This window comes from Bradyrhizobium sp. LMG 9283 (assembly GCF_045571415.1).
Lineage (GTDB): Bacteria > Pseudomonadota > Alphaproteobacteria > Rhizobiales > Xanthobacteraceae > Bradyrhizobium.
On the sequence record NZ_CP120691.1, the window covers coordinates 1,592,994 to 1,616,702 of the forward strand.

Consider the following 23,709-nt stretch of genomic DNA (forward strand, 5'->3'; position numbering starts at 1 on the left):
TGCGACGAATCATCGCGCTTTACACCTCCGGCAGCTCGACGCCCGTCAGTTCGCTCAATTGGCCGATGAGCTGATCCTGAAATTTCGGATCGGCCGCCTCGCTGGCCGGCTGCTGCTGCTCGAGATGATGCCAGTAGCGTCCGCTGACCAAGGCAGCGGAATCCTCGCTCACCGCCAGCCAGGTTTGCGTCCGTTGTCCGGTGTCGGTATCGACCGGAGCGCCCGCGCCGCCCATCTTCGTGCGGACCCATCCGGGATCGACGGCGTTGCTCAGGACCTTGGGCCAGCGTCGTGCCAGCGCGAAAGCGAGCGCGACGACGTGCAGCTTGCTCTCGGCATAGGCCTTGGCCGCATCCCAAGTCCGCTTCGTCCAGTCGAGATCGCCGAGCGAACCCTCTCCGTCCCGGTGCAGTCCGCTGCTGAGATAAACCAATCGGCCCGGCCGCTCGATCAAGGCCGTCAGCATGTACGGCGCCAACGTATTGATGGCCAGGGTCTCGGCATGGCCTTCCGGCGTCGCGCCACGGCTCGGCCGCGTGTAGACGCCGGCATTGTGGATGACCGCATCCATGCGGCCGATCGCGTTGACCTGATCCGCGATGCTCCTCGTCTCGGAGGCACTTCTGAGATCGCCGACCGCCAACCCCGCGGCACGCGACGTGAGCTCGCCGAGCGCTACGGCACGATCTGCCGAACGCGCGTGCAACACCACGCGGTGACCTTGATCGAGGAGTGATTGCGCGGCCGCCCGGCCGAGACCGTCGGTGCTGCCCGTGATGAATACGATCGCCATGCGCTGCTCCTCCTAACGTCTCATGCGCAGAGTACTGCGCCCTCTTCATGACCGGTTCCTCTATCGAATGCTCATTTCCCCTTCGCACCAAGGGCGATGGAATCGGTGCGGATCAGCTTCAGTGACTTCACCATTGTTTCGGTCGTCGTCTTGTATCGCTTGAAATGCTCGGATTCGAGGTGCAGCTTATAAGTATCGATGTCGCGATAAATTTCGAAAACTCTCACCTGGCTGGGATCGTTCTTGTCGGACACGGCATACAGCACCAGAACGCCAGGCTCGACCCGCACAGCGGTTTCGATGTGCTCCTTGACCGCCGCCTTGTAAGCGTCGATTTGCAGGGGATCGATTTCGATCTCCGCGATTTGGATGTACTGGTCCTGCTTTTCCTGACCGAAAGCAGATCCCGCCACAGCTGACGCCAGCATCGATGCACCAATGATGAAAAACTGCTTCGTGTTCATGGTCTTCTCACCTAATCTGCGTATCACCTGCGGTAGTGTTCATCGCTCACCTTCTCCAGCCAATCCACGTTCTTGCCGCTGGAGGACTCCTGGATCGCGATGTGGGTCATCGCCGTCGTCGGCGAAGCGCCATGCCAGTGCTTCAGTCCGGGCGGGAACCAGACGACGTCGCCGGGACGGACTTCCTCCACTGGGCCACCCTCGCGCTGAACCCAGCGAGTCCTGCCGTGATGATCAGCGTCTGCCCGAGTGGATGCGTGTGCCAGGCGGTCCGGGCACCGGGTTCGAACGTGACTTGGCCGGCACCGGTGCGCGCCGGATCCTGCGCCTGAAACAGTGGGTCGATGCGGACGCTTCCGGTGAACCAATCTTGGGAGCCCTTCTGCGAGGGCCGAGATCCGTTTCTCTTGATGTCGATCTCCATTTGAGTCTCCTTTGCTTCAGACGCGAGCGCCTGCACCCGCTGAATTCCGAGAGTGGCGGCCGCGCTGCCGGCGATGAGGACGCCCCGTCGTGTGATCACGGCATCTCTCCAGGTCAGCGCGGCCGCTTTTCGACGACGTCCTTTACCACTGGAGCCGCGGCGAATGCGTTGGGCCAGCCCGCGTAGAAGGCGAGATGACCGAGCACTTCGCCGGCTTCCTCCCGCGTCAACCCATTGTCCATCGCGCGGTTCAGGTGATAGGTGATCTGCGCGACCTGGCCGGTCGCGATGAGCGCGCTCACGGTGACCAGGCTGCGGTCGCGCGGCGCCAGAGCCGGCCTGAGCCAGAGATCCCGGAACAGCACGTCAGTCGTGTACTGGACCAGGCTCGGCGTAATTTGTCCGAACTGCTCTCCGACGCGAGTCGCCCGCTGTCTCTCCGCGGCCTCATCGAGCGGCAGCTGCGGCCCCGAGGCCGGCGGGAGTTGATCCGCTCCGATGTTGCGGCTCTTGAACACCTCCCTCGCCGCAGGGATCGCATCCATCGCATTCGCCCAGCCGGTGTAGAAGGCCAGATGCGTGATGATCTCCGATATCTCCGACGGCTTCACGCCGTTATCGAGCGCGAGTGCCATATGGGAGGGCAGCTCGACGGTTTGATCGCGCGCGATCAGCGCGGCGACGGTGATGATGCTGCGATCCCGGCGCGAAAGCCCCGGTCGCTTCCAGAGATCGCCGAGGACGAATTTTTGCGCATAGGCTTCGAGGGCGGGAGCAACGGCGCGGACAGCTTCCGGCTTTGGCATTGGATTTCCTCCTGCGATCGGCGCATGACCGGCGGCGGCCGCGCCGGCGAACAGAGAGAATGAAAGCAAAGTCGCTGCGAGCATCCTCATGACGGATTTCCCTCCAAGCTTGTCGGGTGCGCCATCAGCCACAGCGCGACCAATGCGGCAGAGAGCACGGTCACGGCGCTGACGAGAAAGACGACGTTCAGTCGCGCGCTGGTCGCGATCAATCCGAGTGCCGGGCTCGCGAGCCCTTGCGCGATCCAGGAACGCCGTGTAGGCGCCCATGGCGAGGCCGCGGCTCTGCATGGGAATGCTACGCACGGCCTCGATGCCGAACGCGGGATAGACAAGAGAGAAGCCGAAGCCGGTGAGCGCGGCGCCGGCGAGCGCCATCTCGGGCCGGACGGCAAGCCAGATCAGCGCCTGGCCGGCCGCCTTGATTCCCGCGCAGACTACTAGCGCCACCTTTGCTCCGCCGAGCAGATCGGCCACATGACTGAAGAACACCCGAGCCAGGATGAAGGCGACGGCGTAAGCGGAATAGGCCAGCCACCCATTGGCCCAGCCGCGGTGCGCGAACAACAACGCGACGAACGTGGTGACCGCACCGAAGCCGACGCTGCCGAGTGCCGAGCCCAAGCCCGGGACCCAGACGGCACCGAACACCTCGGCGAACGAGGTGCGGGTCTGCTGGTGGAGGGGAGGGACCGCGGGAAGCCGGACGACGAGCAGGAGCGTCAGCAGCGGCGCGACCGCAGTGGTGGTTGCGATCGCCGCAAAGCCGTAGGCGGCGTAGAGCACGGATCCCGCGGGCGCGCCGATCGCGAAGGCCGCAAACATTGCCGAGCCGACCCAGGCGATCACCTTGCCGGTGCTGCCGGCATCGGCGAGCGCCAGTCCCCAGCTCACGGCAGCGGTGATGATGAAACTCTCGGCCGCGCCGAGCAGGCCCCGTCCGAGCAGCAGTATGGCGACTGACGCCAGCGGGGTGTGGGCAAAGCCGAGAGAAGCCAGATAGAGCAGTCCGGACGCCGCGGCAGCGAGCAGGCCGACGATCACGCCGCGCTCCGCTCCGCGTCGATCCGAGAAGTGGCCGGCCCACGGCCGCGAGACCAGCGAAGCGGCGAACTGGCTGCCGGCGACCAGGCCGACCACGAAGGTACCCAGGCCCAATCCATCGTGGACGTAAAGGGGAAGGACTGGCATCGCGACGCCGATGACCAGGAAGGCAACGAACACCACCGCCATGATCGGCAGCAATGTCGCCGTGGCGCGAAGCGATGCGGCGGGCTGCATGGCTGTAACCGGCATGCTGTTCAGAGCTCCTGGTGATTGCTCCGAACCTAGGATCTTCGCCGATCCATGATTAGGTGATAGATTTCGAATGCGGTCATTAGTCAGGCTTATGAATGAATAGAGAGGATGCCAGCGATCTCCTCGCCTTCCTCGCAGTGGCGAGAGAGCGCAGCTTCACGCGCGCCGCGGCGAAGCTCGGCATGACGCAATCCGCGCTCAGTCAGATCATCCGGAATCTTGAGGAGCGGCTCGGCGTGAGATTGTTGAACCGGACGACGCGGAGCGTCACACCGACTCAAGCCGGAGAACGGCTGTTCCTCAGCGTGGGCCCCAAATTCACCGAGATGGATGCTTATCTCGCCGCGCTCAGCGAATTGCGCGAGAAGCCTGCCGGAACCATCCGCCTGACGGCGACGGAGTTTGCCGCCGCCGAGATCCTGCTGCCGGCGTTCCGGAAAATCCTGCCCAAATACCCGGACATCCATGTCGAGGTGATCATCGACTACGGGCTCACCAACATCGTGGCGCAGCAGGTTGATGCCGGTATTCGTCCGGGCGAGCTCGTCGCCAAGGACATGATCGCGGTGCGCGTCAGCCCCGACCTCCGGATGGCCGTGGTCGGCTCACCCTCATACTTCGCCGACCGCAGGCGGACCGAAGACGCCTCAGGACCTGACGCACCACAATTGCCTCAATCTTCGCCTGCCGACGCACGGCGGCAGCCTTTATGCCTGGGACTTCGAGAAGAACGGCCGGGAGCTCAATGTGCGGGTGGATGGCCAGCTCGTGTTCAACAGTGCGGGCCTTCTGCTGGATGGTGCGCTGAAGGGTTTGGGCCTCGCCTATCTGACGGAGGGACATGTGCAGCCGTACCTGTCCCAGGGCCGTCTGGTCCGCGTGCTCGCGGATTGGTGCCCGCCGTTCTCGGGCTACCATCTCTATTATCCCAGCCGTCGGCAGCCTTCACCGGCCTTCTCGCTGCTTGTGGAGGCGCTCCGCTACCGCGGCAGGTAGGACTCCAGCACAGATGGCATTTTGCGAGCGCCCTTGCACTTGGCGCAGCATTTCGGTCCCGCAATCTCCTCAAGGCCTGCCGCTATGCGGCACGAAACAAGTCGGCCCGCAGCGGCAATTCGCGGAACTCGCCGCTTCATCAGATCGCGGAGGCGAATTGACGCGTAGTCGACTGAAAATCAACTAACGATACGTCTGGTCGGAAGCACGTTATGGTGGAATAATTCCCGACGCTTTCTTGATTGGATTTGACGTCGGCCGCGAACCGGCTGGTGACGTGGATTTTCATCATGGTCGCGCTTCCTCAGGACGTTGTGGCGGACTTGCAGCAGGAGAACGCGCGGCTTCTGGCCGAATTGCGCGCCGCACAAGATCGCGAGACCGCCACCGCGGACATTCTCAAGATCATTGCCAGCTCGCCATCGGAGGTGAAACCGGTATTCGATGCAATCGCGAGGCGCGCCAATGCCTTGCTCGGCGGCTTTTCGACGACCGTATTCCGCTTCATCGACGGCACCGCCCACTTGGCGGCGTTCACGCCGACGAATTCCGTCGCCGATGAAGCATTGAAGAAGATGTTTCCGCGGCCGATTGCCGATTTCGAGAGTTTTGCAAGGACTCAGACCGGTAAGGTGGTGCCGACCCCCGATACCGAAGCGCTGACAAGCGACATCAAATTCATCGCCCGCGCCCGTGGCTTTCGCAGCATGTTGTTCGTTCCGCTCGCGACCGGCGGCGAGGTGATCGGCATGATCAGCGTAACGCGAGCCGAGCCGGGTACCTTTGCTCCGCATCATGTGCAACTTCTGCAGACCTTCGCCGACCAGGCAGTCATTGCCATAGAGAATGTTCGGCTGTTCGATGAGGTGCAGGCGCGTACTGACGACTTGCGGGAGTCGCTGCAGCAGCAGACGGCGACCGCCGACGTGTTGAAGGTCATCAGCCGCTCCGCATTTGATCTGCAAACGGTTCTCGACACGCTGACGGAATCGGCGGCGTGGCTGTGTGGTGCCGATATGGCGGCAATCGTCCGGCAGGATACCGACGGCGCCTACTATCATGCAACTCGGTACAATTTCTCGCCCGAGTGGGCCAAGGTCTCGCCGGGCATTCGACTCAATGCTGGACGCGGCAGCGTCGTTGGGCGCGTCTTGCTGTGCGGCAAGGCTGTGCAGATCCAGGATGTGCTGGTCGATCCCGAATACGCCTATCCCGAGCAGCAGAGGGCCGGCGGTTACCGCACCCTCCTGGGCGTACCTTTGCTTCGATCCGGAGAAACGATCGGCGTGCTGTTCCTGGGCCGCAAGACCGTGAACTCGTTCACGGACAAGCAGATCGACTTGGTCTCCACTTTCGCCGATCAGGCCGTGATCGCGATTGAGAATGTCCGGCTGTTCGATGAGGTCCAAGCGAAGACGCGCGATCTCGCCGAATCGCTCCAGCAACAAACCGCGACTGCCGATGTGCTGAAGGTGATCAGCCGCTCGACCTTCGATCTGCAAACCGTACTCAGCACGCTGGTCGATTCGGCGGCACGGCTGTGCGAAGCGGAGATGGCATTCATCATGCGCCGCGAAGGTGATGAATATCAGGCCGGAGCAGCAGTAGGGTTTTCCGAGGAGTACATCGAGTTTCTGCAGGCTCACCCGGTTGTCCCCGGCAGGAGTACGGTCACAGGTCGAGCCGTAGTTGAGCGTCGTCCCGTGCAAATCCTCGACGTCGCTGCAGATCCCGAATACGACCTGCACGAGTCCATCACCATGGCTGGCCAGCGCACGGCACTCGGTGTTCCCCTCCTGCGCGAGAATGAGCCGATCGGCGCGATCGTGATTGCTCGCAAGCGCGTGCAGCCTTTCACGCAAAAGCAGATCGAGCTTGCAGCCACATTTGCCGATCAGGCCGTGATCGCCATCGAGAATGCGCGGTTGCTCAAGGAGTTGCGCCAACGCACCGAGGATCTCAGCGAGTCTCTGCGCCAGCAGACCGCAACGGCCGACGTGCTCAAGGTGATCAGCCGTTCGGCATTCGACTTGCCCAATGTTCTCGACACGCTTGTTAGCTCCGCAGCACGGCTCTGCGGCGATCCAAGAGCCGCGATCTATCTCATGCGCGATGGGCTGCTGCACCTCGAGGCTGCCCATAACAACCCGCCGGAGTGGGTCGCCCTACGCAAGAGCCAGCCGCTTGCGCCGAGCCGCGACACGCCGAGCGGCCGGGCAGCGCTCACTGGTCAAATCGATCATGTCGCCGATCTCATGAGCGACCCCGACTTCACGCGGCATGACCTCGCGAGGATCGGCGGCTATCGCGCGACCCTTAATGTACCTCTCGTCCGCGAGGGCGTCGCGATCGGGGTGCTCAGTTTGGCGCGCCCAGAGCCGGGCCCGTTCACCCAGCGGCAGATTGAGATCGTGCAGACCTTCGCGGATCAGGCCGTGATCGCCATCGAGAATGTACGGCTCTTCGAACAATTGCAAAGCAGGACGCGAGATCTGTCCGAGGCGCTGACGTACCAGACCGGCAGCGCCAATATCCTGAGGGTTATCGCTTCCTCGCCGACTGAAGTCGGTCCGGCGCTCAAGGCGATTGTGGAAAGCGCATGCGGGCTTTGCGAGGCATATGATGCGCTAGTCGTTCTGAGGGACGGCGACGACATCGTTGTCCAGGCGCACCATGGACAAATTCCCGTGGTGTGGAGCCGACGATCGATCAGTGTGCAATCGCCCAGCGGCCGGGCCATTATCAACCGCCGCACCGTTCATGTGCATGACCTGCTTGGGCCCGAAGGGGAGGAATTCCCGACAGGACGCGAATATGCGCTTCGCTCCAACGTTCGGACCGTTTTGAGTGTGCCGCTGTTGCGCGAAGGCGAGGCCATGGGTGCGATCGTGCTACGTCGCACGGAGGTTCGTCCATTCGGCGAGAAGCAGATCAACCTGCTCCAGACTTTTGCAGATCAGGCTGTTATCGCCATCGGCAACGCGCGCCTGTTCGAGCAATTGAACGAATCGCTGGAGCGGCAGACCGCAACGTCGGAGGTGCTGGAAATCATAAGCGCTTCAACAGGCGCATTGACTCCGGTCTTCCACAAGATGCTGGAGAATGCGACACGGATCTGCGGCGCCGGCTTCGGCACCATGAATCTCTACGAGGAAGGCGGCTTTCGTACGGTCGCATTGCACAACGCGCCGCCAGCTTACGTTGAAACTCGGCTGCACCAGAGCATTCGCCCACATCCCGCGAGCGGGCTCGGCACCGTCGAGAAAACTCATCAGACGGTTCATATCGACGACATCAGAACTCAGCCGCCCTACGTCGAAGGCAACCCGAACGTTCGCGCGCTTGCCGACCTTGCTGGCGCGAGGACCCTCGTCATCGTGCCCATGCTCAGGGAAGACGAGCTGATCGGCACCATCACGATCTTCCGTCAGGAAGTTAAGCCCTTCACGGACAAGCAGATCGAGCTCGTGTCCAATTTCGCGCACCAGGGTGTGATCGCGATCGAGAATGCACGCCTGCTGAACGAACTGCGCGAGCGCACGATGGAGTTGTCGCAATCGCTCGAGGAATTGCGAAACGCGCAGGATCGGTTGATCCAGACCGAGAAGCTTGCCTCGCTCGGGCAACTCACGGCCGGCATTGCACATGAAATCAAGAACCCGCTCAATTTCGTCAATAATTTTGCTGCGCTTTCCTCCGAACTGATTGACGAACTCGGCGACGGGCTGCGCTCGGCCGCCCTCGGCGAGGCGGCAAGGCAGGACATCGACGCGCTGATACGCATGCTACAAGCCAACCTGGAAAGGATTGTGCAGCACGGAAAGCGCGCTGATTCCATCGTCAAGAATATGCTTCTGCACTCGCGCGAGGGTTCTGGCGAGCGCCGTTCGGCCGATATCAACGCCATCGTTGAGGAAAGTCTCAACCTTGCCTATCACGGCGCGCGCGCTGAAAAGGCAGGTTTCAACATCAAGCTTGAAAGGAATCTCGATCCCAGTGCGGGGACGCTCGACCTGTATCCGCAGGAAATCACGCGGGTGTTCCTTAACCTCATTTCAAATGGATTCTACGCGGCTAGCAAACAAAAGGACGCCGCCGGTGGCGGCTTCGAGCCAAGGCTGCGCGCGACCACCACAAACCTCGGCAGCGCCGTCGAAATCCGCATTCGCGACAATGGCGCCGGCATCCCGGCCGACGTGAGAGAGAAGATATTCAATCCGTTCTTCACAACCAAGCCCGCGGGTGAAGGAACCGGGCTTGGTCTTTCAATCTGCCACGACATCGTTGTGAAGCAGCACGGCGGCAGCATCGAGGTCGATACCAGGCCTGGCGATTATACGGAGTTCATCATTACTCTGCCGCGTACGCTGGCGGCACCATTGCAGACCGGAGGCAGAAGTTGAGCGTCTATATAATGGTGGTCGACGACGAGCCCGATGTCGAGGCGCTATTCCGCCAGCAGTTTCGGCGCGATCTGCGCGCCGGTCGTTTTCTCATGGAGTTTGCATCGTCGGCACCCGCGGCATTGCAGCGCGCGGTCGAGATAGAAGATGCCGCCCTGATTCTGATCCTGTCTGACATCAACATGCCCGGAATGAGCGGGCTGGAGATGCTACCTATCGTGCGCTCGGCCCGCCCCGATGTTCCGGTCATCATGATCACAGCCTACGGTGACGCCGAGACCAAGCGCAAAGCGCTGGAGAACGGCGCAGCCGACCTGTTGACCAAACCCATTGATTTCGCGGCGCTGCGCCAGGAGATCGATACAAGGCTTGAGCAAGCGGCCTGACTGCAACCACTCTCGTGCTCGATGACGGACCGGAACGGCTCGCAAGGTGAAATCTCCCAGGCGCTGTCCCAAGTGAAATTAGGTATCCTGCGTCAATGTTCACCGCAAACACCGGGGGTTCAAAATGAAGACGCTCTTGGTCCCGCTTCGAAATATTCCGATGATGACATCCACGCTCGATGTCGTCGTAGGCCTCGCGCAACGTTCCGGCGCCTATATCGAAGGCTTTCCGCTCCGGTTCGGCATCCCTCAATATGTAGCCGCGGAATTGGCCACCGGCATCCTTTTGGATTCGTATCAAGTTAAGACCGAAGCCGAATTGAACGACATGCGCAACTTTTTCGAAGCATTCATGTTGAAGCGCGATATTCCTCGAGCCACTGCGGGATCGCGTGGACCATGCTTCGGCTGGCTGGAGACCGCGCCTGAGGGCGAAGACTTTGTCGGAAGTTATGGGCGCGCTTTCGATCTGATCGCGATGGCACGGTCCGACGTTGATGCTGCGGGCCCTCACCGTCGCGCGATTGAATCCGCGCTGTTTGAGAGCGGCAGGCCCGTCCTGCTGACGCCATCGAATGCACCAAGAAGCATCGCGACAAACATCATGATCCACTGGAATGGTAGTACCGAGCAAGCTCGGGCAAACGCATTTGCCATGCCGTTGCTTCGCACGGCCGAAAGGGTATCGGTGCTAACCGTCATTGGCGGCCAAGCGGTACCAGGACCATCTGCCGATCAGGTTGCTCGACAACTCCAATACAATGACATTGCCGTCAGCTTGCTCAGCGTTGAACTAGAGGGGCGAGAAACTGGTGAGGCGGTCCTCGATGCCGCCAGAGCACACGGTTGCGATCTCTTGATCAAGGGAGCCTTCACCCGCACCCGGCTACGGCAAATGATATTCGGCGGGGCGACCAGCCATATCATCGAGCATGCGGATCTGCCTGTCCTGATGGCTCATTAGATCCGCATGCCTCTCCCTGGATCGTGCCATCCTGCTCCTGTTTTGCCCGACGAGTCAAACTACGATTCGGAAAAGGCGTAACTCATTGATCCGGCTGGTGCCGTCTACTGTGCATGGGGTTGTTTTGCGATTTTTGATGGAACGCTCTCGGCAGACCGCTGACGGCGACGTCAGCTGCCCGGGATCGTTCGATACTGGAGTGGGCAGGACAATGGATGGTGGGCGCACAAGGGATCGAACCTTGGACCTCTCCCGTGTGAAGGCCAGACCTATCATTGATCTCCTTCACGAATTTTATGTTGGGCTCGATCTACCCTTCTTTTCCCCGGTTCACATAGCTGGCTGCGGTCCCGCCGACACCTCGGTTGGCCTGCCTCTACCGCAACAGATAGTGTCGGACCGTTTGCGAGCATTCTCCGGCAGCCAGCAGGTGCTCGAAAATCCGGGAGGGGGCGTCGTGGGCGCAAAGAAAGCTCGGGGACCAGCGACTGCCACTCTCATGCGCCGCCTCGACTCGGCTCGGCTCGGGATTGCTGCGAAGCCGCAACGCGCGCCTCCTGTCAATTACGGAAGGACGGCGCTTCTGGCTGGTCTGAGCTCATCACAGATTTCTGTCAATCACGTCCGCTGCTCGACTACTATATCTTGACACAGGAACCCGGGGCGCCAGCGAATCAAAACCCAGTCAAGAAAACCCATCTTGAAACTTCCTAGTAAGGCATCGAGAAGATTAGAAAAATTCTGATGGTTAACAAAGGGTAAATTGCCGATCAAGAAAGTTACGCCCAGAAAGGTAGATAGTGACCAGCCCTAGCGGTCCAATTGTCCGACGCTTTGATCAAGCCCATCTGCGCAGCTTGTTTGATGACCCTCGATATCTGGGAGGCATTGCGCTCAGGCACACCGAAGCGGACCCTAAGCGAGCCGTTTGTCATCCCAGCGTGAGTGTTGACGTATTTCAGGACGGCATGCTGGTAGCATCCTCTCACGCGCTCTTCGGGCGTAAGCTCTCCAAAACTTTTTGGACCAAAGATGATGGCCTTGGTACTTTCACCGTCGGCCCGAAATTCCGGAGGCGGAAGAGTAGCTTCTTCAACGGACTCAATCACTTTGTCGATGCCGCTGCCGCGCTCCTCGCAGACACCTATCTTTCGCATGAGCTGCGGATTCCGATGATTTCGCCCAGGCATTCCGATTTCAAATCGCCCAGGATTCCGATCTGATCTCGCCCACCGTTCCGATTTGATCTCGCCCCGAGGCGCAGGCGTTCTGGCGCTGTTTTCCTGACACCGGTTGCGGGGCCTGGTCAATCCCGAACCGATCGGAAGAAGAGCTTCGTCTGCTGTTGCTGCTGTGGGCATGTGGTCAACGCCGGAGGCGTTGTCCAAGCAAAGCGTCATGTCCACAGGCCCCATGCTCAGGCCTTGCGGACGTGCTGGGCCCTGGTCCGGCGCAGGCTTTCGCCAGCGAGATCGAGCCTATGGGCGTTGTGGACGAGGCGATCGAGCACGGCATCGGCATAGGTGGGGTCACCGATGAGGGCGTGCCACTGGTCCACGGGGAGTTGGCTGGTGACGATGGTGGATCGACAGCCGTAGCGATCTCGAGGATCTCCAAGAGATCGTGGCGCGCGGCGGCATCGAGCGGCTCGAGGCCCCAATCATCGAGGATGAGCAGATCGACGCGGCCGAGCGCGCGCAGCATGCGTTGATGGCGGCCATCGCCGCGCGCCAGAGCAAGCTCGGAGAACAGTCGCGGCACGCGCTGATAGAGCACGGAGCGATTGTCGCGACAGGCCTTATTGCCGAGCGCGGACGCAAGCCAGCTCTTGCCGACGCCGGCGGGGCCGCAGATCAGGAGATTGGCGTGGGCGTCGATCCAGCTGCATTCGGCAAGCTGGGCGAACAGTGCGCGATCGAGGCCACGCGGGGTGCGATAATCGATATCCTCGATGCAGGCCTGCTGGCGCAGCTTGGCGTAGCGCAAGCGAGCGGAGAGGCGCTTGTCGCGGCGCAGAGAGGATTCACGATCCAGCAGCAGCGCCAGCCATTCGGCATGACCGAGGCCATTGGCTTCGCCCGAGGCTTGGATATCAATGAAGGCCTTGGCCATGCCATGCAGGCCAAGCGCGTGGAGCTGATCGAGTGTCGGATGGGTCAGCACGTCTGTTCTCCTAATTGTAGTAGCGCGGCCCGCGGATGTTGGCGTGGACGATCGCAGTCCCGTCTGCGGGCCTGTGTGCGGGACGACGATCGAGGTTGTTGGCGAGAATCGATTTGACCGAGCCGTAGGTGCGCGCGCTGATGTCGATCGCACGCGCGGAGGCGGCTTCGAGCCGTTCGCGACCATAGGATCGGGCGAGCCTGATGATGCCAAGACAGGCGCGGAAGCCCTGCTCGGGATGCGGCCGAATAAGATTGCACAGTGCCAACGTCGCAGGCCCGATTGCCGCGGCATCGCCACGGATGCGCTCGATGGTCCAGCCGGCGTAACGCCGATGACTGGAGGCCATGTGCTCGGGCACGGTGGTGTGCTTGTGATTGCCGCTCATGCGCTGATGCGCGGCAATGCGCTCGCCCTTGTGGAAGATCTCCACCGTGCGTGCGGTAAGCAGCACCTCGACCTCGGCGCGGACGAAGCGATGCGGAACGCTGTAGTAGTGGTCTGCGACGTCGACGTGATAGTCGAGGCTGACGCGGCGGACGCGCCACTCAGCGAAGACGTAAGAGGCCGCCGGCAAGGCCTTCAGCGCCGGCCGATCGATCTCGTCGAACAATTGCCGGCGCGTCACGCCGAGCCGGCGGATCGGGCGCTCGTCATTGAGCCTGTGCAACATCGCGCGGATCGCTGCATTGAGCTCGGCAAGGCTGTGGAAGATGCGGTAGCGCAAGCCACCGATCAGCCAGCGTTCGATCACCAGCACCGCCTGCTCGACCTTGGCCTTGTCGCGCGGACGACGCGGTCGCGCCGGCAGAATGGCCGTGCCGTAATGCGCCGCCATCTCGGCGTAGCTGCGGTTGATCTGCGGATCGTAGAAGCACGCCTTGATCACGGCGGTCTTGGTATTGTCGGGTACGACCAGCGCCGGCACGCCGCCGATCGCCTCGAACGCGCCGACATGACCGCTGATCCAGTCGGCCAGTCCTTGCGTCCAGGTCGCCTGCGCGTAGGTGAAGCCCGAGGCGCCCAGCACTGCGACAAAGATCTGCGCGTTGCGGATCTCGCCGGTCAGTCGGTCGACCACCGGCACGCCGTCGCCCGCATAGTCCACGAACAGCTTGTCGCCGGCGGCATGGGATTGGCGCATCGTCACCGACAGGCGGCTTTCCCAGGCCCTGAAGAGCTCACAGAAGCGGCTATAGCGGTAGCCATGCGGCTCGCTGGCGATGTATTCCTCCCAGAGGATCGACAGCGTCACATGCTTGCGCTTGAGCTCGCGGTGAATGGCCGCCCAGTCCGGCTCCGCGCGTCGCCTCTGGCCTGGTTTGGCTCCGGCGCCTGCAAACAGCCGCTCCTCCAGAACCGTATCCGCGACCTCGTCTGCAAGCGGCCAGCTCAGCCCTGCCGCTTCGAACCGCCGGATCGTCAGCCGCACCGTCGAGGGCACGGCCCCGACCCGCCGCCCGATCTCCCGGATCGAAAGCCCCGCCGCCTTCAGTCTCATCACCTCGCGCACATGGCGCATCGCAAGCCTCCCCATCGGCATCCGATCCACTCCTTCCAAAAGCCGAAAGGAGGGGACCTATCAGAGCCAGAAGAGGCCGCTTCGCCCCGGGCGATTTCATCCCGGAATAGTGGGCGATTTCATCTCGGAACGGCGGGCGATTTCAAATCGGAATGGGGGCGATTTCATTTCGGAATGGTGGTCGATTTCGCCCGGAATCAGCAGCATGAGCCAAGCCAAGCTTTCATTCCTGGACCTCGGGGATAGGTCGATGAACCTTTCTGTCGCAAGGAGCGGCTGAACTGGATTTGTGATTTCCACCCGATCAGTAAAGATTTCGATCAACGGACCAGTGCCCGGTATTGTCATGTTTTGATGAAGAAGCGCATTGGCTATCAACTCACGGATTGCAATTTCCGGATAAAGAGGGCGCTGTCCGCGCAACGCTCTACGAATGACTTCCTGCGTGGGAAGCCTCCTATGCACGAACTCGACAAGACGGTCGAAGCCGATCGCATATCCTCTGTTTCCTACCGTCTCAACGGCAGCCTCAGATCGCGAAAAGCCAGCATATTTGATCACTCTCACGACCTTGCCAACGATACCAGGAAACGACTGCACATCGTCAGCGAAGAGTATTGCCCCTAAATTGAGGATATTCCATCGTCCGCCGACGTCTCTGGCAATGAGCTTCTCGTGAGCTAGTTGAGCGGCAACTTCTTCGTCGGAAGTTGGGATCGGCTGCCGAGTGAGTCGAAAAAATTCGTTGGCATTTAGCAGTGAAAGCACCTCAGTAGTCGTCAGAAACGATTTTGCGATGCCTTGCTCCCAGACAAAGGGCCGCAGTTTCCGGAAGCGGCGGACGCCCTAATGTATCACCCGACTGGCCTCGGCGAGCCGGACCTTCTCTCTTAGTTCCTCAAGCTCCTGAAGCATTTTCAGGAGATCGGGCAGGACGTTTGCCCGCTTCAATATTCGGGTCGTTTGTCCCATCGCTATACGCCTCCATGGCACGCTAACCGGCGAGGCACATCAAGGCGCACACAGGCAAATTTTCCCCTGCACGGGGAATTGCGTTTTTAACCAAATCAGTTGAGCAGGTCAGGCGCGTAGAAACCCGAACTGAGCTAAAGCCGCTTCAGTGCACGGGACCGAGGCGTTGGTACCGGCAATAAGTCCGCTCGCCGGGCCTCAGCGCTGGCCATAGTGTGCTTATAGCGGTCTGCCGAGTCCGGGTCCTTCCATCGCCCGGTGCGAGGTGAGCGTCACGATAGTATCACCGGTGCCCGGGCTTGACTTGCGCGGAATGCTTTGGATAGCGCGGTCGGGATGATTGACGCCGCCGGCGCGCGGTGATGGGGTGACCCTGGTTCGGAGCGGGTAACGAGATCAGAATGACCAGCGAGTCGCAGCTGCGCGAGAAGCTTCGGAAGATCGAGGCCTTGTTCGCAGGTGCCGGAACTGCTGGTGAGCGCCTTGCGGCGGAAGCCGCGCTGCAGCGGGTGCGAGCTAGGGTCGAGGAACTCGCTCGCCACGATCCAGCGATCGAACAGCAATTCTCACTTCCCGACCAATGGTCTCGGCATCTTTTTCTGGCGCTTTGCCGCCGATATGGGCTGCGGCCGTTTCGTTATCACCGGCAGCGACGCAACACGGTGATGGTCCGTGCATCACGAGGCTTCGTCGATCGAGTCCTGCTGCCGGAGTTCACCGAGCTGGATGGTGCGCTGCAAGTGTATCTGCACGAGGTGACGCTGCGCGTGATCCGCGAAGAGATCTACGACGACGCCAGCGATGCGCAGGAAGTTCCTGACGCCTTGCCGTCGAACTGATCAAGCGGCGAGCTTTGCCTCCGAACCGTCGCGTTCGGCCTTCCAATTCCACGGCAGCAGCGTGTTCAGCTGATTGATCTTGGTGCGTCCAGAGACGATGCGCTCGAGAACATCGGTCAGATAGTGCCGCGGGTCGATGTCTTGCAGCTTTGCCGAGTTGATGAGCGAGGCGAGAATGGCCCATGTCTCGCCGCCGCCTTCATTGCCGGCGAACAAGTAGTTCTTCTTTCCCAGGCCTATCGGCTTGATGCTGCGCTCGACCGTATTGCTGTCTATTTCGATGCGTCCGTCATCGATGAAGCGCGTCAGGCCGTCCCAATGGTTGAGGGTGTAGCGGATGGCTTTGCCCAGACCGGACTTCTTCGAGACTTCCAGCAGTCGCGCTTCGAGCCAGGGTTTGAAGTCCTCGATCAGCGGCTTGGTGTCGGTTTGCCGCACCGCAGCCCGATGCGCCGCTGGCAGACCGCGGATGCGATCCTCAATGGCGTAGAACATCGCGATCCGTTGCAGCGCTTCCGCGGCAATCGGCGACTTCGTCGCGACGTGAACGTCCCAGAACTTCCGCCGCGCATGCGCAAAGCAGAACGCGAGCTGCACCAGATGGCCGCCGTTCTTGATCAGGCCCTTGTAGGCGGCATAGCCGTCGACCTGCAGGATGCCGTGGTAGTCCCCGAACAGCTGCTTGGCGCGGATCGCCTTGCGATCCTCGGCAAACATGTAGACCACCGCCGGCGGCGCCGGGCCACCCCACGGACGGTCATCGGTGGCGATCGCCCAGAACTGGCAGACTTTAGTCCGGCCACGGCCGGGATCGAGAACCGGCAGCGGCGTCTCGTCGGCAAACAGCCGCGGGTAGGACATCACTGTGTCGCGCAACAACGTGTGAAGCGGCTTCAGCCACCAGGCGGCGCGGCCCATCCACGAGGCCAGCGTTTGCCGGTCGAGCGTGATGCCTTGGGCGGCAAACATCTGTTCCTGGCGATACAGCGGCAGCTGGTACCCGTATTTCATCACCGCGATGTGGGCCAGCAACGCTTCCGTCACCATCCCACCGTCGATCGCCTGGGCCGGCGCGGGTGCCTGCAGGACACCCTGGCGGCATCCCCGGCAGCCGTACCGCGGGCGCACAATGCGCTTGACCCGGTACTGCATCGGAATGACGTCGAAGGCTTCCTTGACGGTCTCCCCGATCTTGTGCAGCTGCTCGCCGCAGCAGGGGCAGATCTGGCTCTCCATATCGATCACGACATCGATGCGCGGCAAATGCTCCGGAAGCTTCCCACGGTTGCGTCGCGCCGGTCGCTTTCCACGGTCCTCCGCTCCGTCGGGCAGCCTGCCTCCGGTCACGTCGTCGTTGGCGGCGGCACGAACCGCCTGTGCCGTGATGGTGAAGAGAGACAGCTGTCCGAGATCCAGTGTCTCGGAGCGGGGACCGAAGATCGTGCGCTTGTACTGGGACAGGATCATCAGGAGCTTGTCGTTCTCCTGGATCGCAGCGTCGCGTTGGGCGATTGCCGCATCACGCTCGGCCGAAAGCGAGCTGCATTCCGCCGACAACGCCGCAAGCCGTGACGATAGCACTATCACGGTTTGACGGAGCAATGCTGGATCGAAAGGCAAATCACTCATGCAGAGTGTTTCTACAACAACTCCGCATGAGTGACGAACGACTTCTAATAAGGATCAACCAGCTCGTGCTGGCTGATCCACAACTCGCATCGGCAGACGCTTCCAGTCCGAGCCATCGAGCAGCACCGAGAGCTGAGCATGAGATAGCGGCATGACGCCTCCCTTGATCGGCGGCCAGGTGAACTGTCCCTCGATTCTTTTGTAGTAAAGGACAAGGCCGCTCCCATCCCAGGTCAGGATCTTCACGCGATCTCGGCGCTTGGAGCGGAAGACATAAAGTCCGCCGTCGAACGGATCGGCTCCAAAGGCCTCGCTCACCAGCATCGCCAACGAGTCCATGCCGCGGCGGAAATCGACCGGCTGCGTCGCAATCCAGATCGACAACCCAGATCGAAGCCCGATCATCGACCAATCGCCCCGACTGCCGCCAGCACCTCGCACAGTGCCCGCCGGTCGATTGTCCCCCTGACACGGATCCGAACCGCGCCGACCTCGATCTCGATCGCCGCCTGCTCCCCACTCGGCAATTTGCTCCCGCAGCCGATGATCGCGGCCGGCACAAAGCCAGGTAGCATGCCTCTGTCCCCGCGCCCCGCGACTTGCGCCTGCGTTGCCTGGCGACGCCAGAGAAACAACAGGCTTGGACTGATATCGTGCCGCCGCGCCACCGCGGACACGCTCGCCCCCGGCGCAAAACTCTCCGCAACAATCGCCGCCTTCGCGTCGGTCGACCAGCGCCGACGCCGGCCCGTCCCCGTGATGATCTCGATGCGCTGCAGCGTGTCGGCGCCGTCTTCAAGGATAGACGTATGCCTATCCTTATCGCTATCCTTACGACTATCCTTGGACATTGTGACCTCGCGACAAACCATTCCGCGAGATATTCTTAGCCGACCAGATCAGCCCTCAGTGCGTGGTCCCTGGATGACGCTCACGGTGCGAGTGAGCCCATAGGTGTCCAGCCCGCCGTAGCGGTGCATCCAGGTCCCGTAGGTAGCGTCCTGGTCTATTGCGCGGATTATCGGTGCAGCCACAGCTTGGCACTGAATGCTGATTGCTGGCCAGACGACGTGCGGCTGTCGGATCTTGAGCCGCGGTTTGTTTGTGGGGCATGCGGAAGGCGGGGCTCCGATCTTCGACCCGATTTCGCGAGGGGGAAGCCGCCCCTGTCCGTTGCGCTGCCAAACCACCCGTAAATTTCCCACCTCAAGAAAAATCCCGCCGACCTTGTGGGGAGGCGGGAGTTAATTGAGATTGGGAGCAGCAGGTGCCAAAGGCCCGTCACCGTGGCCAGTGACCAATTGCGACGGCCGCAGGAGCCGCTCTGGAACAGCCCCTGCGGCCGATGCCGCGACGTTCCGCACGATCGACGCGGCGCTCTAAGCGCTAGCACGCAAGCATGCCAGCGTGAACCGGCGGCCTCTGTGCTCAAATGCCGCTAATCTTGTTGCAAGACCACATCGGCCCCAGCCTGGAGGTTTTTCCGGATCGAAAAACGAGCTGGGACCGAGAGGTCTACCGTTGGTCGGCAAACGCACCTTCATCCCAAAAAATCATCCTGCTGGGATTCAAATTTGTGAATCCGACGCAAAAAGGAACGCCCCGGCTCGCGGGGGACGAGCGGGGGCTAAGTCTTAGAACAGGTCTTGCGAACGGATAGCAACGCAAGATCGATAGTCGAACGGAGTGCGGACACGATCGTTCCTCGATGTCGGCTGCGCGTTCGCCATTCTTCGGGGGCTATTTTTTGGCGAAGCTCGTATTCAAAAAATGCGAGGCTTCTATTTGCACCCGGCCCGGTTCGTCTTGCCCGGCTGCTCCTGTTGTTATCCCGTTCTCAGTCGCCACAGCACCAGCTTGGTCAATTGCCGTAAAAATCACAGGACACGCACATATGACCAGCTTTATCAAAGTTCTTCTTAGCATCGTAGCCTGAGTCGCGCAGATTCCGCCTATAAAGTGCCGAAGCAGGCTGTTCGCCGAGACTAGCGCCTGCTGGAACGCCAACAGCCGCCATGCTTGATCCAACACGGTGCATTTTATGGAATGATGAACCATGACGCTGTTTATGACCAGCATCAGCTGATACGACACCAACGGCTAATATAGCTGCAATAAGGAGTGCGGTCTTCATGATACACCTCCTGTAAGGCAACGTAGTTGTTGCCAAAGCAAGGAGCGCGCGTGCTCGATCTCGAGCCAGCGGTCTCCAATACGATGTAAGATGAGGGTCGGACGCGGATTGCAGACACGGGCCGCCCTCGGATGCGCCAAACAGAACTGCGCGCTCTGAATCGACTTTCTCAAAAATCGTCTGCACGTCGTGCATGCGTTGCTCAAGGGTGAAGATCTGCGATCCTCGGTCTTACATTCCGGTGCCGTTCATCCTAATTTCAGCAACCCCAAAGACGGCCCCGGCCGGGGGGGGCGGTTGAGGGTGAGGCCGGGGCCGCTGGAGGAAGCTTGGTCCTCGGTCTAGGGAAGGGCCAAGCGACAACGAGGCTACTCGTCGCTCATCGCGATGTCTGTACGTCTCAGCACTGTTCCCCGCAGGAACTTCAGCAGATTCGTAAAATCCGTGTCGGGCTCCTATCTTCCGTCCATGCGTATAGCCTTATGAGCTCTGCCTGGCGACCGCCGGCAAGCAGGTCCCATCAGGACCGGATTGGATTCATGAAGTGAAGCACGACGGCTACCGGATGCTAGTCATCAGGGAGAATGAACGCGTGCGCCTCCTCTCGCGCAACGGCACCGACTGGACGAAGCGCTATCCGTGGATCGTCGAGGCCGCACTGAAGAACCGCCAGACTCATTTCGTTATTGACGGAGAGGCCGTGATCCTCGGAGTAGATGGCATATCCGATTTCAGTGCGCTGCACTCCCGCAAGCACGAGCACGAAGTCCAGCTCTACGCCTTCGACATTGTCGCGATGGACCGCGACGACCTGCGCTCGCCGCCTCTCCACACGCGCAAGACCGACCTAGAGCAGCTATTGGCACGCCAGCCGGACCGGATCACCGTGGCGCCATTCGAGCGTGGCGAGATTGGCCCGGGTCTGTTCCGAGCCGCCTGCCGAATGGGACTTGAGGAACTGGTCGCAAAGCATCGCGGCGATGCCGACGCCCTCTTGGAGCAAGTCGGCAGCGTCGGCGCCCAGCAGCTTGCAGGCGCCTCACCAGGGGCTTCGCTAGGTCTGTGGAGTGACCTGAGCGGGCGCGGTGACTCGGGATTCTTGCGCCGCTTCCGAGGCAGCTTCTCGCGGCCTTCGGTTCTGAGCGGTAGTGATGAGGGATACACGGCGCCGGCCGTCGGAGCTGGCAATTGCGCTGCTACTAAGTGAGGTCGACAGCAACGCTGTAATGGCCGGAGGTGTTACAGAGGCAAACCTACCGCAAGCCTCTAGAAACTCGCGCCGATCGTCTTCTTCTGGAGATGACATGTACGCCTCCTATAATTTTGGAAGCAATAAAGTGTTGGTCGATTGCAGAGTTAAGCGGTTCAATCACGAAATATGACCAAGCCCGTCAGTGCTGCCCATGGCACAAACCATCAATTGCAACCTGAATGTCCTATCAACGTCATCCTCCCTTGACGGATTCGCATGAGCACTTTAACCCGGCGCGCGATCACGTTGGAGAACATCAAGTGGCAAAAAAGACCAACAGCAAGCGCAAAGAGTATACGAAGGAAGACGTCAAGCTATTGAAGGCACATTCCAAGGCTCGCACGCCGGTAGCCAAGCTCTCGAAGCTGATGAAGCGATCCGAGGGCTCGTTGAGGCAAAAGGCGCGAAGCCTTGGAGTTGGTTTAGGGCATCAGCGCTAACCTGCACACAAGAGGCGGCCCGCCAGATGTGGTCCGGCGGGCCTTACTTGCTACCGAACCGATCAGCGTTCACCACAGTCCTTCCGAGACGGTCTCAACCAGACGGGTGCCCGTGTCGTGACCAATCGGAGCGTCGAGCGACCAGGGTGTCTTGATGTCACCATACGCCATAACCGGATTATCGCGATAGTAATCCGCGATGAACTCTTTGATGCGGGACGCGGCTTTCGTAATCCCGAACGGCTTTCCCTATAGCGACGCAGGGCGTGAGCCTCGTAGATCATGCTGACGATTTCGATCTTGGCGTCTAGCGGCATCCTGCTCGGCAGTGCCGCCATCACCTCATTGTAGCGCTTCTGCGTCCTCGTTCTCTTGTACGCCTTCACTGCGCGAGCGCGTCCGCCTGACGCCCATTCGTGGTGAACAGCTCTAAATTCCGGCACCTTCCTCACTGTGCGGTAGAAGGCCAGCGTGTCGGGACAGATTCGCCTGATCGCATCGAAATTGCGTAATCCGATGCAAGCCGGCCACTGATTCCGATGCAATCCGGCCACCGATTCCGACGGAAGTCGGCCACCCATTCCGATCGAAGCCGGCCACCCTGTTGAGACCGGCCTGACGCTCTCGAAGACGGCGATCGAATCGCGGACCCCCCCCTTTGCGGCCAAGCAAGGGGAGGTCTGATGCCCGCCGAGAGAGCGCCGATGCGGAAGGTTCGAGAAGTCTTGAGACTGCGGCACGCCCTTGGCGTGAGCGAACGGCAGATCGCCGTCACCGTCGGCATCAGCCGATCGACGGTTGGCGAGTATCTGCGGCGGGCTGCCGTGATCGGCATCACCTGGCCGGTGCCGGAAGGGATGGACGACGGCGAGCTCGAGCGCCGGCTGTTCACGCCGCCGACGTTCGAGGAGAAACCGGCGCGGCCGTTGCCTGACTGGACGGCGGTGCACCGGGAGCTGAAGCGGCGCGGTGTGACGCTGCTCCTGCTGTGGGAGGAATATCGCGCCGAGCACGCCGACGGCTATGGCTACAGCCGGTTCTGCGATCTCTACCGGAAATGGAGCGAGACGATCTCGCCGAGCATGCGGCAGGTGCACGGGCCCGGAGAGAAGCTGTTCGTCGACTTCGCGGGCGACACCGTGCAGGTGTTCGATGCCGCGACCGGCGTGCAGCGGCTGGCCCATGTCTTCGTCGCAGTGCTGGGAGCATCCAACTACACCTTTGCCGAGGCGCGCTGGTCGGAAGGGCTGGCCGACTGGATCGGGTTACATGTCAATGCCCTGCGCATGATCGGCGGCGTGCCGAAGGCGATCGTCTGCGACAATCTGAAGGCCGGCGTCACCGCCACCTGCCGCTATGAACCGGGCATCAATCGCACCTACCAGGAACTGGCCGAGCATTACGGCACTGCGATCCTGCCCGCGCGTCCGAGGAAGCCGCGCGACAAAGCGAAGGTGGAAGTGGCGGTGCAAATTGTCCAGCGGTTCGTGCTGGCGCGGCTGCGCAACCGGCGCTTCTTCTCGCTTGACGAGCTCAACGCGGCCATCCGCGAGGCGGTTGCCGACCTCAACGCCAAGATCATGCGCAAGCTCGGCGTGAGCCGCAACGAGTTGTTCGCACAGATCGACAAGACGGCGCTCAAAGCCTTACCGCCGCCGTATCAGTACGCCGAATGGAAGAAGTGCCGCGTCGCGCCCGACTATCACGTCGAGATCGCCGGTCACTACTACTCGGTGCCCTCACGCCTGATCCGCGAGGAGCTTGAGGCGCGCATCACCGACCGGACGATCGAGATCCTGCACAAGGGCGTCCGGGTCGCCAGTCACGCCCGCTCTTGCGTACCCCATCGCCACACCACGATCCCGGAGCACATGCCGAGCGCGCACCGGCGCTATGCCGAATGGACGCCAGCACGGATCAAACGAGAAGCCGCCAAGATCGGCCCCGCCACGATCGCTCTCCTCGAGGCGATCATGAAAGCCAAGCCACACCCCGAGCAGGGCTTCCGGGCTTGTCTCGGCATTCTGCGGCTCGCGCGCAGCTACGGCTCGGCCCGCATCGAGGCCGCCTGCCGGCGCGGTAACGACATCGGCGCGACCTCCTACGGCTCGATCAAGTCGATCCTGCAGCACGGGCTCGATCGCGCTTACGCAAACGAGAGGCCGCCGGACGACCCACCGATCCGCCACGGCAATATCCGCGGCACCGATTACTACCACTGAA

The 23,709-nt window shown here is 61.3% G+C and carries 17 protein-coding genes and 4 pseudogenes; 8 read left to right on the plus strand and 13 right to left on the minus strand.

From position 1 onward, the window contains the following. Positions 1–19 precede the first annotated feature (19 nt). From P6U29_RS07515 to P6U29_RS07535, 5 genes and pseudogenes are all read right to left on the minus strand, one after another. Positions 20–793, minus strand: coding sequence for an SDR family NAD(P)-dependent oxidoreductase (locus tag P6U29_RS07515; protein ID WP_407117017.1), 774 nt, complete (start codon positions 791–793; stop codon positions 20–22). Between the two features lie 71 nt (positions 794–864). Next, positions 865–1,257: a putative quinol monooxygenase gene (locus tag P6U29_RS07520; protein WP_407117018.1), complete on the minus strand. Its 393-nt coding sequence runs from the start codon at positions 1,255–1,257 to the stop codon at positions 865–867. A 23-nt stretch (positions 1,258–1,280) separates the two neighbouring features. Continuing rightward, a pseudogene (locus P6U29_RS07525) lies at positions 1,281–1,675 on the minus strand (cupin domain-containing protein). Between the two features lie 119 nt (positions 1,676–1,794). Next, a complete protein-coding gene (locus P6U29_RS07530) occupies positions 1,795–2,577 on the minus strand; it encodes a carboxymuconolactone decarboxylase family protein (protein WP_407119263.1) in 783 nt (260 codons plus the stop codon). 204 nt (positions 2,578–2,781) lie between these two features. After that, positions 2,782–3,783: pseudogene (locus P6U29_RS07535) on the minus strand (arabinose transporter); the annotation flags it as partial. A 98-nt stretch (positions 3,784–3,881) separates the two neighbouring features. Here P6U29_RS07535 and P6U29_RS07540 point away from each other — a divergent pair. From P6U29_RS07540 to P6U29_RS07555, 4 genes and pseudogenes are all read left to right on the plus strand, one after another. Then, positions 3,882–4,782: pseudogene (locus P6U29_RS07540) on the plus strand (LysR family transcriptional regulator). 290 nt (positions 4,783–5,072) lie between these two features. Then, the gene (locus P6U29_RS07545) at positions 5,073–9,185 is read left to right on the plus strand and encodes a GAF domain-containing protein (protein ID WP_407117019.1); all 4,113 of its coding nucleotides are present in this window, start codon (positions 5,073–5,075) and stop codon (positions 9,183–9,185) included. After that, positions 9,182–9,571 carry a response regulator gene (locus P6U29_RS07550; protein WP_407117020.1) on the plus strand — a complete coding sequence of 130 codons (390 nt, stop codon included), beginning with the start codon at positions 9,182–9,184 and terminating at the stop codon, positions 9,569–9,571. The genes P6U29_RS07545 and P6U29_RS07550 overlap by 4 nt, the downstream gene beginning before the upstream one ends. 124 nt (positions 9,572–9,695) lie before the next feature. After that, positions 9,696–10,535: a universal stress protein gene (locus P6U29_RS07555; RefSeq protein WP_407117021.1), complete on the plus strand. Its 840-nt coding sequence runs from the start codon at positions 9,696–9,698 to the stop codon at positions 10,533–10,535. Positions 10,536–11,314: 779 nt separating this feature from the next. Here P6U29_RS07555 and P6U29_RS07560 read toward each other — a convergent pair. The 4 genes and pseudogenes from P6U29_RS07560 to P6U29_RS07575 all read right to left on the minus strand — a co-directional run bounded on the left by P6U29_RS07560 (position 11,315) and on the right by P6U29_RS07575 (position 14,988). Then, positions 11,315–11,950: an ATP-binding protein gene (locus P6U29_RS07560; RefSeq protein WP_407117022.1), complete on the minus strand. Its 636-nt coding sequence runs from the start codon at positions 11,948–11,950 to the stop codon at positions 11,315–11,317. Between the two features lie 2 nt (positions 11,951–11,952). Continuing rightward, a pseudogene (gene istB / locus P6U29_RS07565) lies at positions 11,953–12,698 on the minus strand (IS21-like element helper ATPase IstB). A 10-nt stretch (positions 12,699–12,708) separates the two neighbouring features. Next, positions 12,709–14,220, minus strand: a complete 1,512-nt coding sequence (istA, locus tag P6U29_RS07570; RefSeq protein WP_407119264.1) for an IS21 family transposase — start codon at positions 14,218–14,220, stop codon at positions 12,709–12,711. A gap of 96 nt (positions 14,221–14,316) precedes the next feature. Next, positions 14,317–14,988 (minus strand): hypothetical protein, encoded by a 672-nt coding sequence (locus P6U29_RS07575; RefSeq protein WP_407117023.1) that lies wholly within the window; start codon positions 14,986–14,988, stop codon positions 14,317–14,319. 605 nt (positions 14,989–15,593) lie between these two features. On the opposite strand from P6U29_RS07575, the gene P6U29_RS07580 reads away from it, so the two are divergent. After that, positions 15,594–16,031, plus strand: coding sequence for a hypothetical protein (locus P6U29_RS07580; RefSeq protein ID WP_407112424.1), 438 nt, complete (start codon positions 15,594–15,596; stop codon positions 16,029–16,031). On the opposite strand, the gene tnpC is transcribed toward P6U29_RS07580, so the two are convergent. From tnpC to P6U29_RS07600, 4 genes are all read right to left on the minus strand, one after another. Next, complete coding sequence (tnpC, locus tag P6U29_RS07585; protein ID WP_407112425.1) at positions 16,032–17,660, minus strand: IS66 family transposase; 1,629 nt, start codon at positions 17,658–17,660, stop codon at positions 16,032–16,034. It lies immediately after the preceding gene. A 54-nt stretch (positions 17,661–17,714) separates the two neighbouring features. Next, positions 17,715–18,065, minus strand: coding sequence for an IS66 family insertion sequence element accessory protein TnpB (gene tnpB / locus P6U29_RS07590; protein ID WP_407112426.1), 351 nt, complete (start codon positions 18,063–18,065; stop codon positions 17,715–17,717). After that, entirely contained in the window at positions 18,062–18,511 is a 450-nt protein-coding gene (tnpA, locus tag P6U29_RS07595) for an IS66-like element accessory protein TnpA (RefSeq protein ID WP_407114555.1), read from the minus strand. The genes tnpB and tnpA overlap by 4 nt, the downstream gene beginning before the upstream one ends. Positions 18,512–19,521: 1,010 nt before the next feature. Beyond that, a complete protein-coding gene (locus P6U29_RS07600; protein ID WP_407117024.1) occupies positions 19,522–19,794 on the minus strand; it encodes a hypothetical protein in 273 nt (90 codons plus the stop codon). 544 nt (positions 19,795–20,338) lie between these two features. Between P6U29_RS07600 and P6U29_RS07605 the strand changes: the two genes are divergently transcribed. From P6U29_RS07605 to istA (P6U29_RS07615), 3 genes are all read left to right on the plus strand, one after another. Then, positions 20,339–21,001: a DNA ligase gene (locus P6U29_RS07605; RefSeq protein WP_407117025.1), complete on the plus strand. Its 663-nt coding sequence runs from the start codon at positions 20,339–20,341 to the stop codon at positions 20,999–21,001. 305 nt (positions 21,002–21,306) lie between these two features. Next, positions 21,307–21,486 (plus strand): hypothetical protein, encoded by a 180-nt coding sequence (locus P6U29_RS07610; RefSeq protein WP_407117026.1) that lies wholly within the window; start codon positions 21,307–21,309, stop codon positions 21,484–21,486. Between the two features lie 683 nt (positions 21,487–22,169). After that, positions 22,170–23,708 carry an IS21 family transposase gene (gene istA / locus P6U29_RS07615; RefSeq protein WP_407117027.1) on the plus strand — a complete coding sequence of 513 codons (1,539 nt, stop codon included), beginning with the start codon at positions 22,170–22,172 and terminating at the stop codon, positions 23,706–23,708. The last annotated feature ends 1 nt before the right edge of the window (position 23,709 follow it).

Bases quoted from the DNA above. Each gene is read 5' to 3' on its own strand.
- P6U29_RS07555 (WP_407117021.1), top strand. From the start codon at position 9,696: ATGAAGACGCTCTTGGTCCCGCTTCGAAATATTCCGATGATGACATCC.
- P6U29_RS07580 (WP_407112424.1), top strand. From the start codon at position 15,594: ATGACCAGCGAGTCGCAGCTGCGCGAGAAGCTTCGGAAGATCGAGGCC.
- tnpB (WP_407112426.1), bottom strand. From the start codon at position 18,065: ATGATCGGGCTTCGATCTGGGTTGTCGATCTGGATTGCGACGCAGCCG.
- tnpA (WP_407114555.1), bottom strand. From the start codon at position 18,511: ATGTCCAAGGATAGTCGTAAGGATAGCGATAAGGATAGGCATACGTCT.
- P6U29_RS07600 (WP_407117024.1), bottom strand. From the start codon at position 19,794: ATGAAGACCGCACTCCTTATTGCAGCTATATTAGCCGTTGGTGTCGTA.
- istA (WP_407117027.1), top strand. From the start codon at position 22,170: ATGCCCGCCGAGAGAGCGCCGATGCGGAAGGTTCGAGAAGTCTTGAGA.
- P6U29_RS07520 (WP_407117018.1), bottom strand. From the start codon at position 1,257: ATGAACACGAAGCAGTTTTTCATCATTGGTGCATCGATGCTGGCGTCA.
- P6U29_RS07560 (WP_407117022.1), bottom strand. From the start codon at position 11,950: ATGGGGCCTGTGGACATGACGCTTTGCTTGGACAACGCCTCCGGCGTT.
- tnpC (WP_407112425.1), bottom strand. From the start codon at position 17,660: ATGAGTGATTTGCCTTTCGATCCAGCATTGCTCCGTCAAACCGTGATA.
- P6U29_RS07545 (WP_407117019.1), top strand. From the start codon at position 5,073: ATGGTCGCGCTTCCTCAGGACGTTGTGGCGGACTTGCAGCAGGAGAAC.
- istA (WP_407119264.1), bottom strand. From the start codon at position 14,220: ATGCGCCATGTGCGCGAGGTGATGAGACTGAAGGCGGCGGGGCTTTCG.
- P6U29_RS07515 (WP_407117017.1), bottom strand. From the start codon at position 793: ATGGCGATCGTATTCATCACGGGCAGCACCGACGGTCTCGGCCGGGCG.
- P6U29_RS07530 (WP_407119263.1), bottom strand. From the start codon at position 2,577: ATGAGGATGCTCGCAGCGACTTTGCTTTCATTCTCTCTGTTCGCCGGC.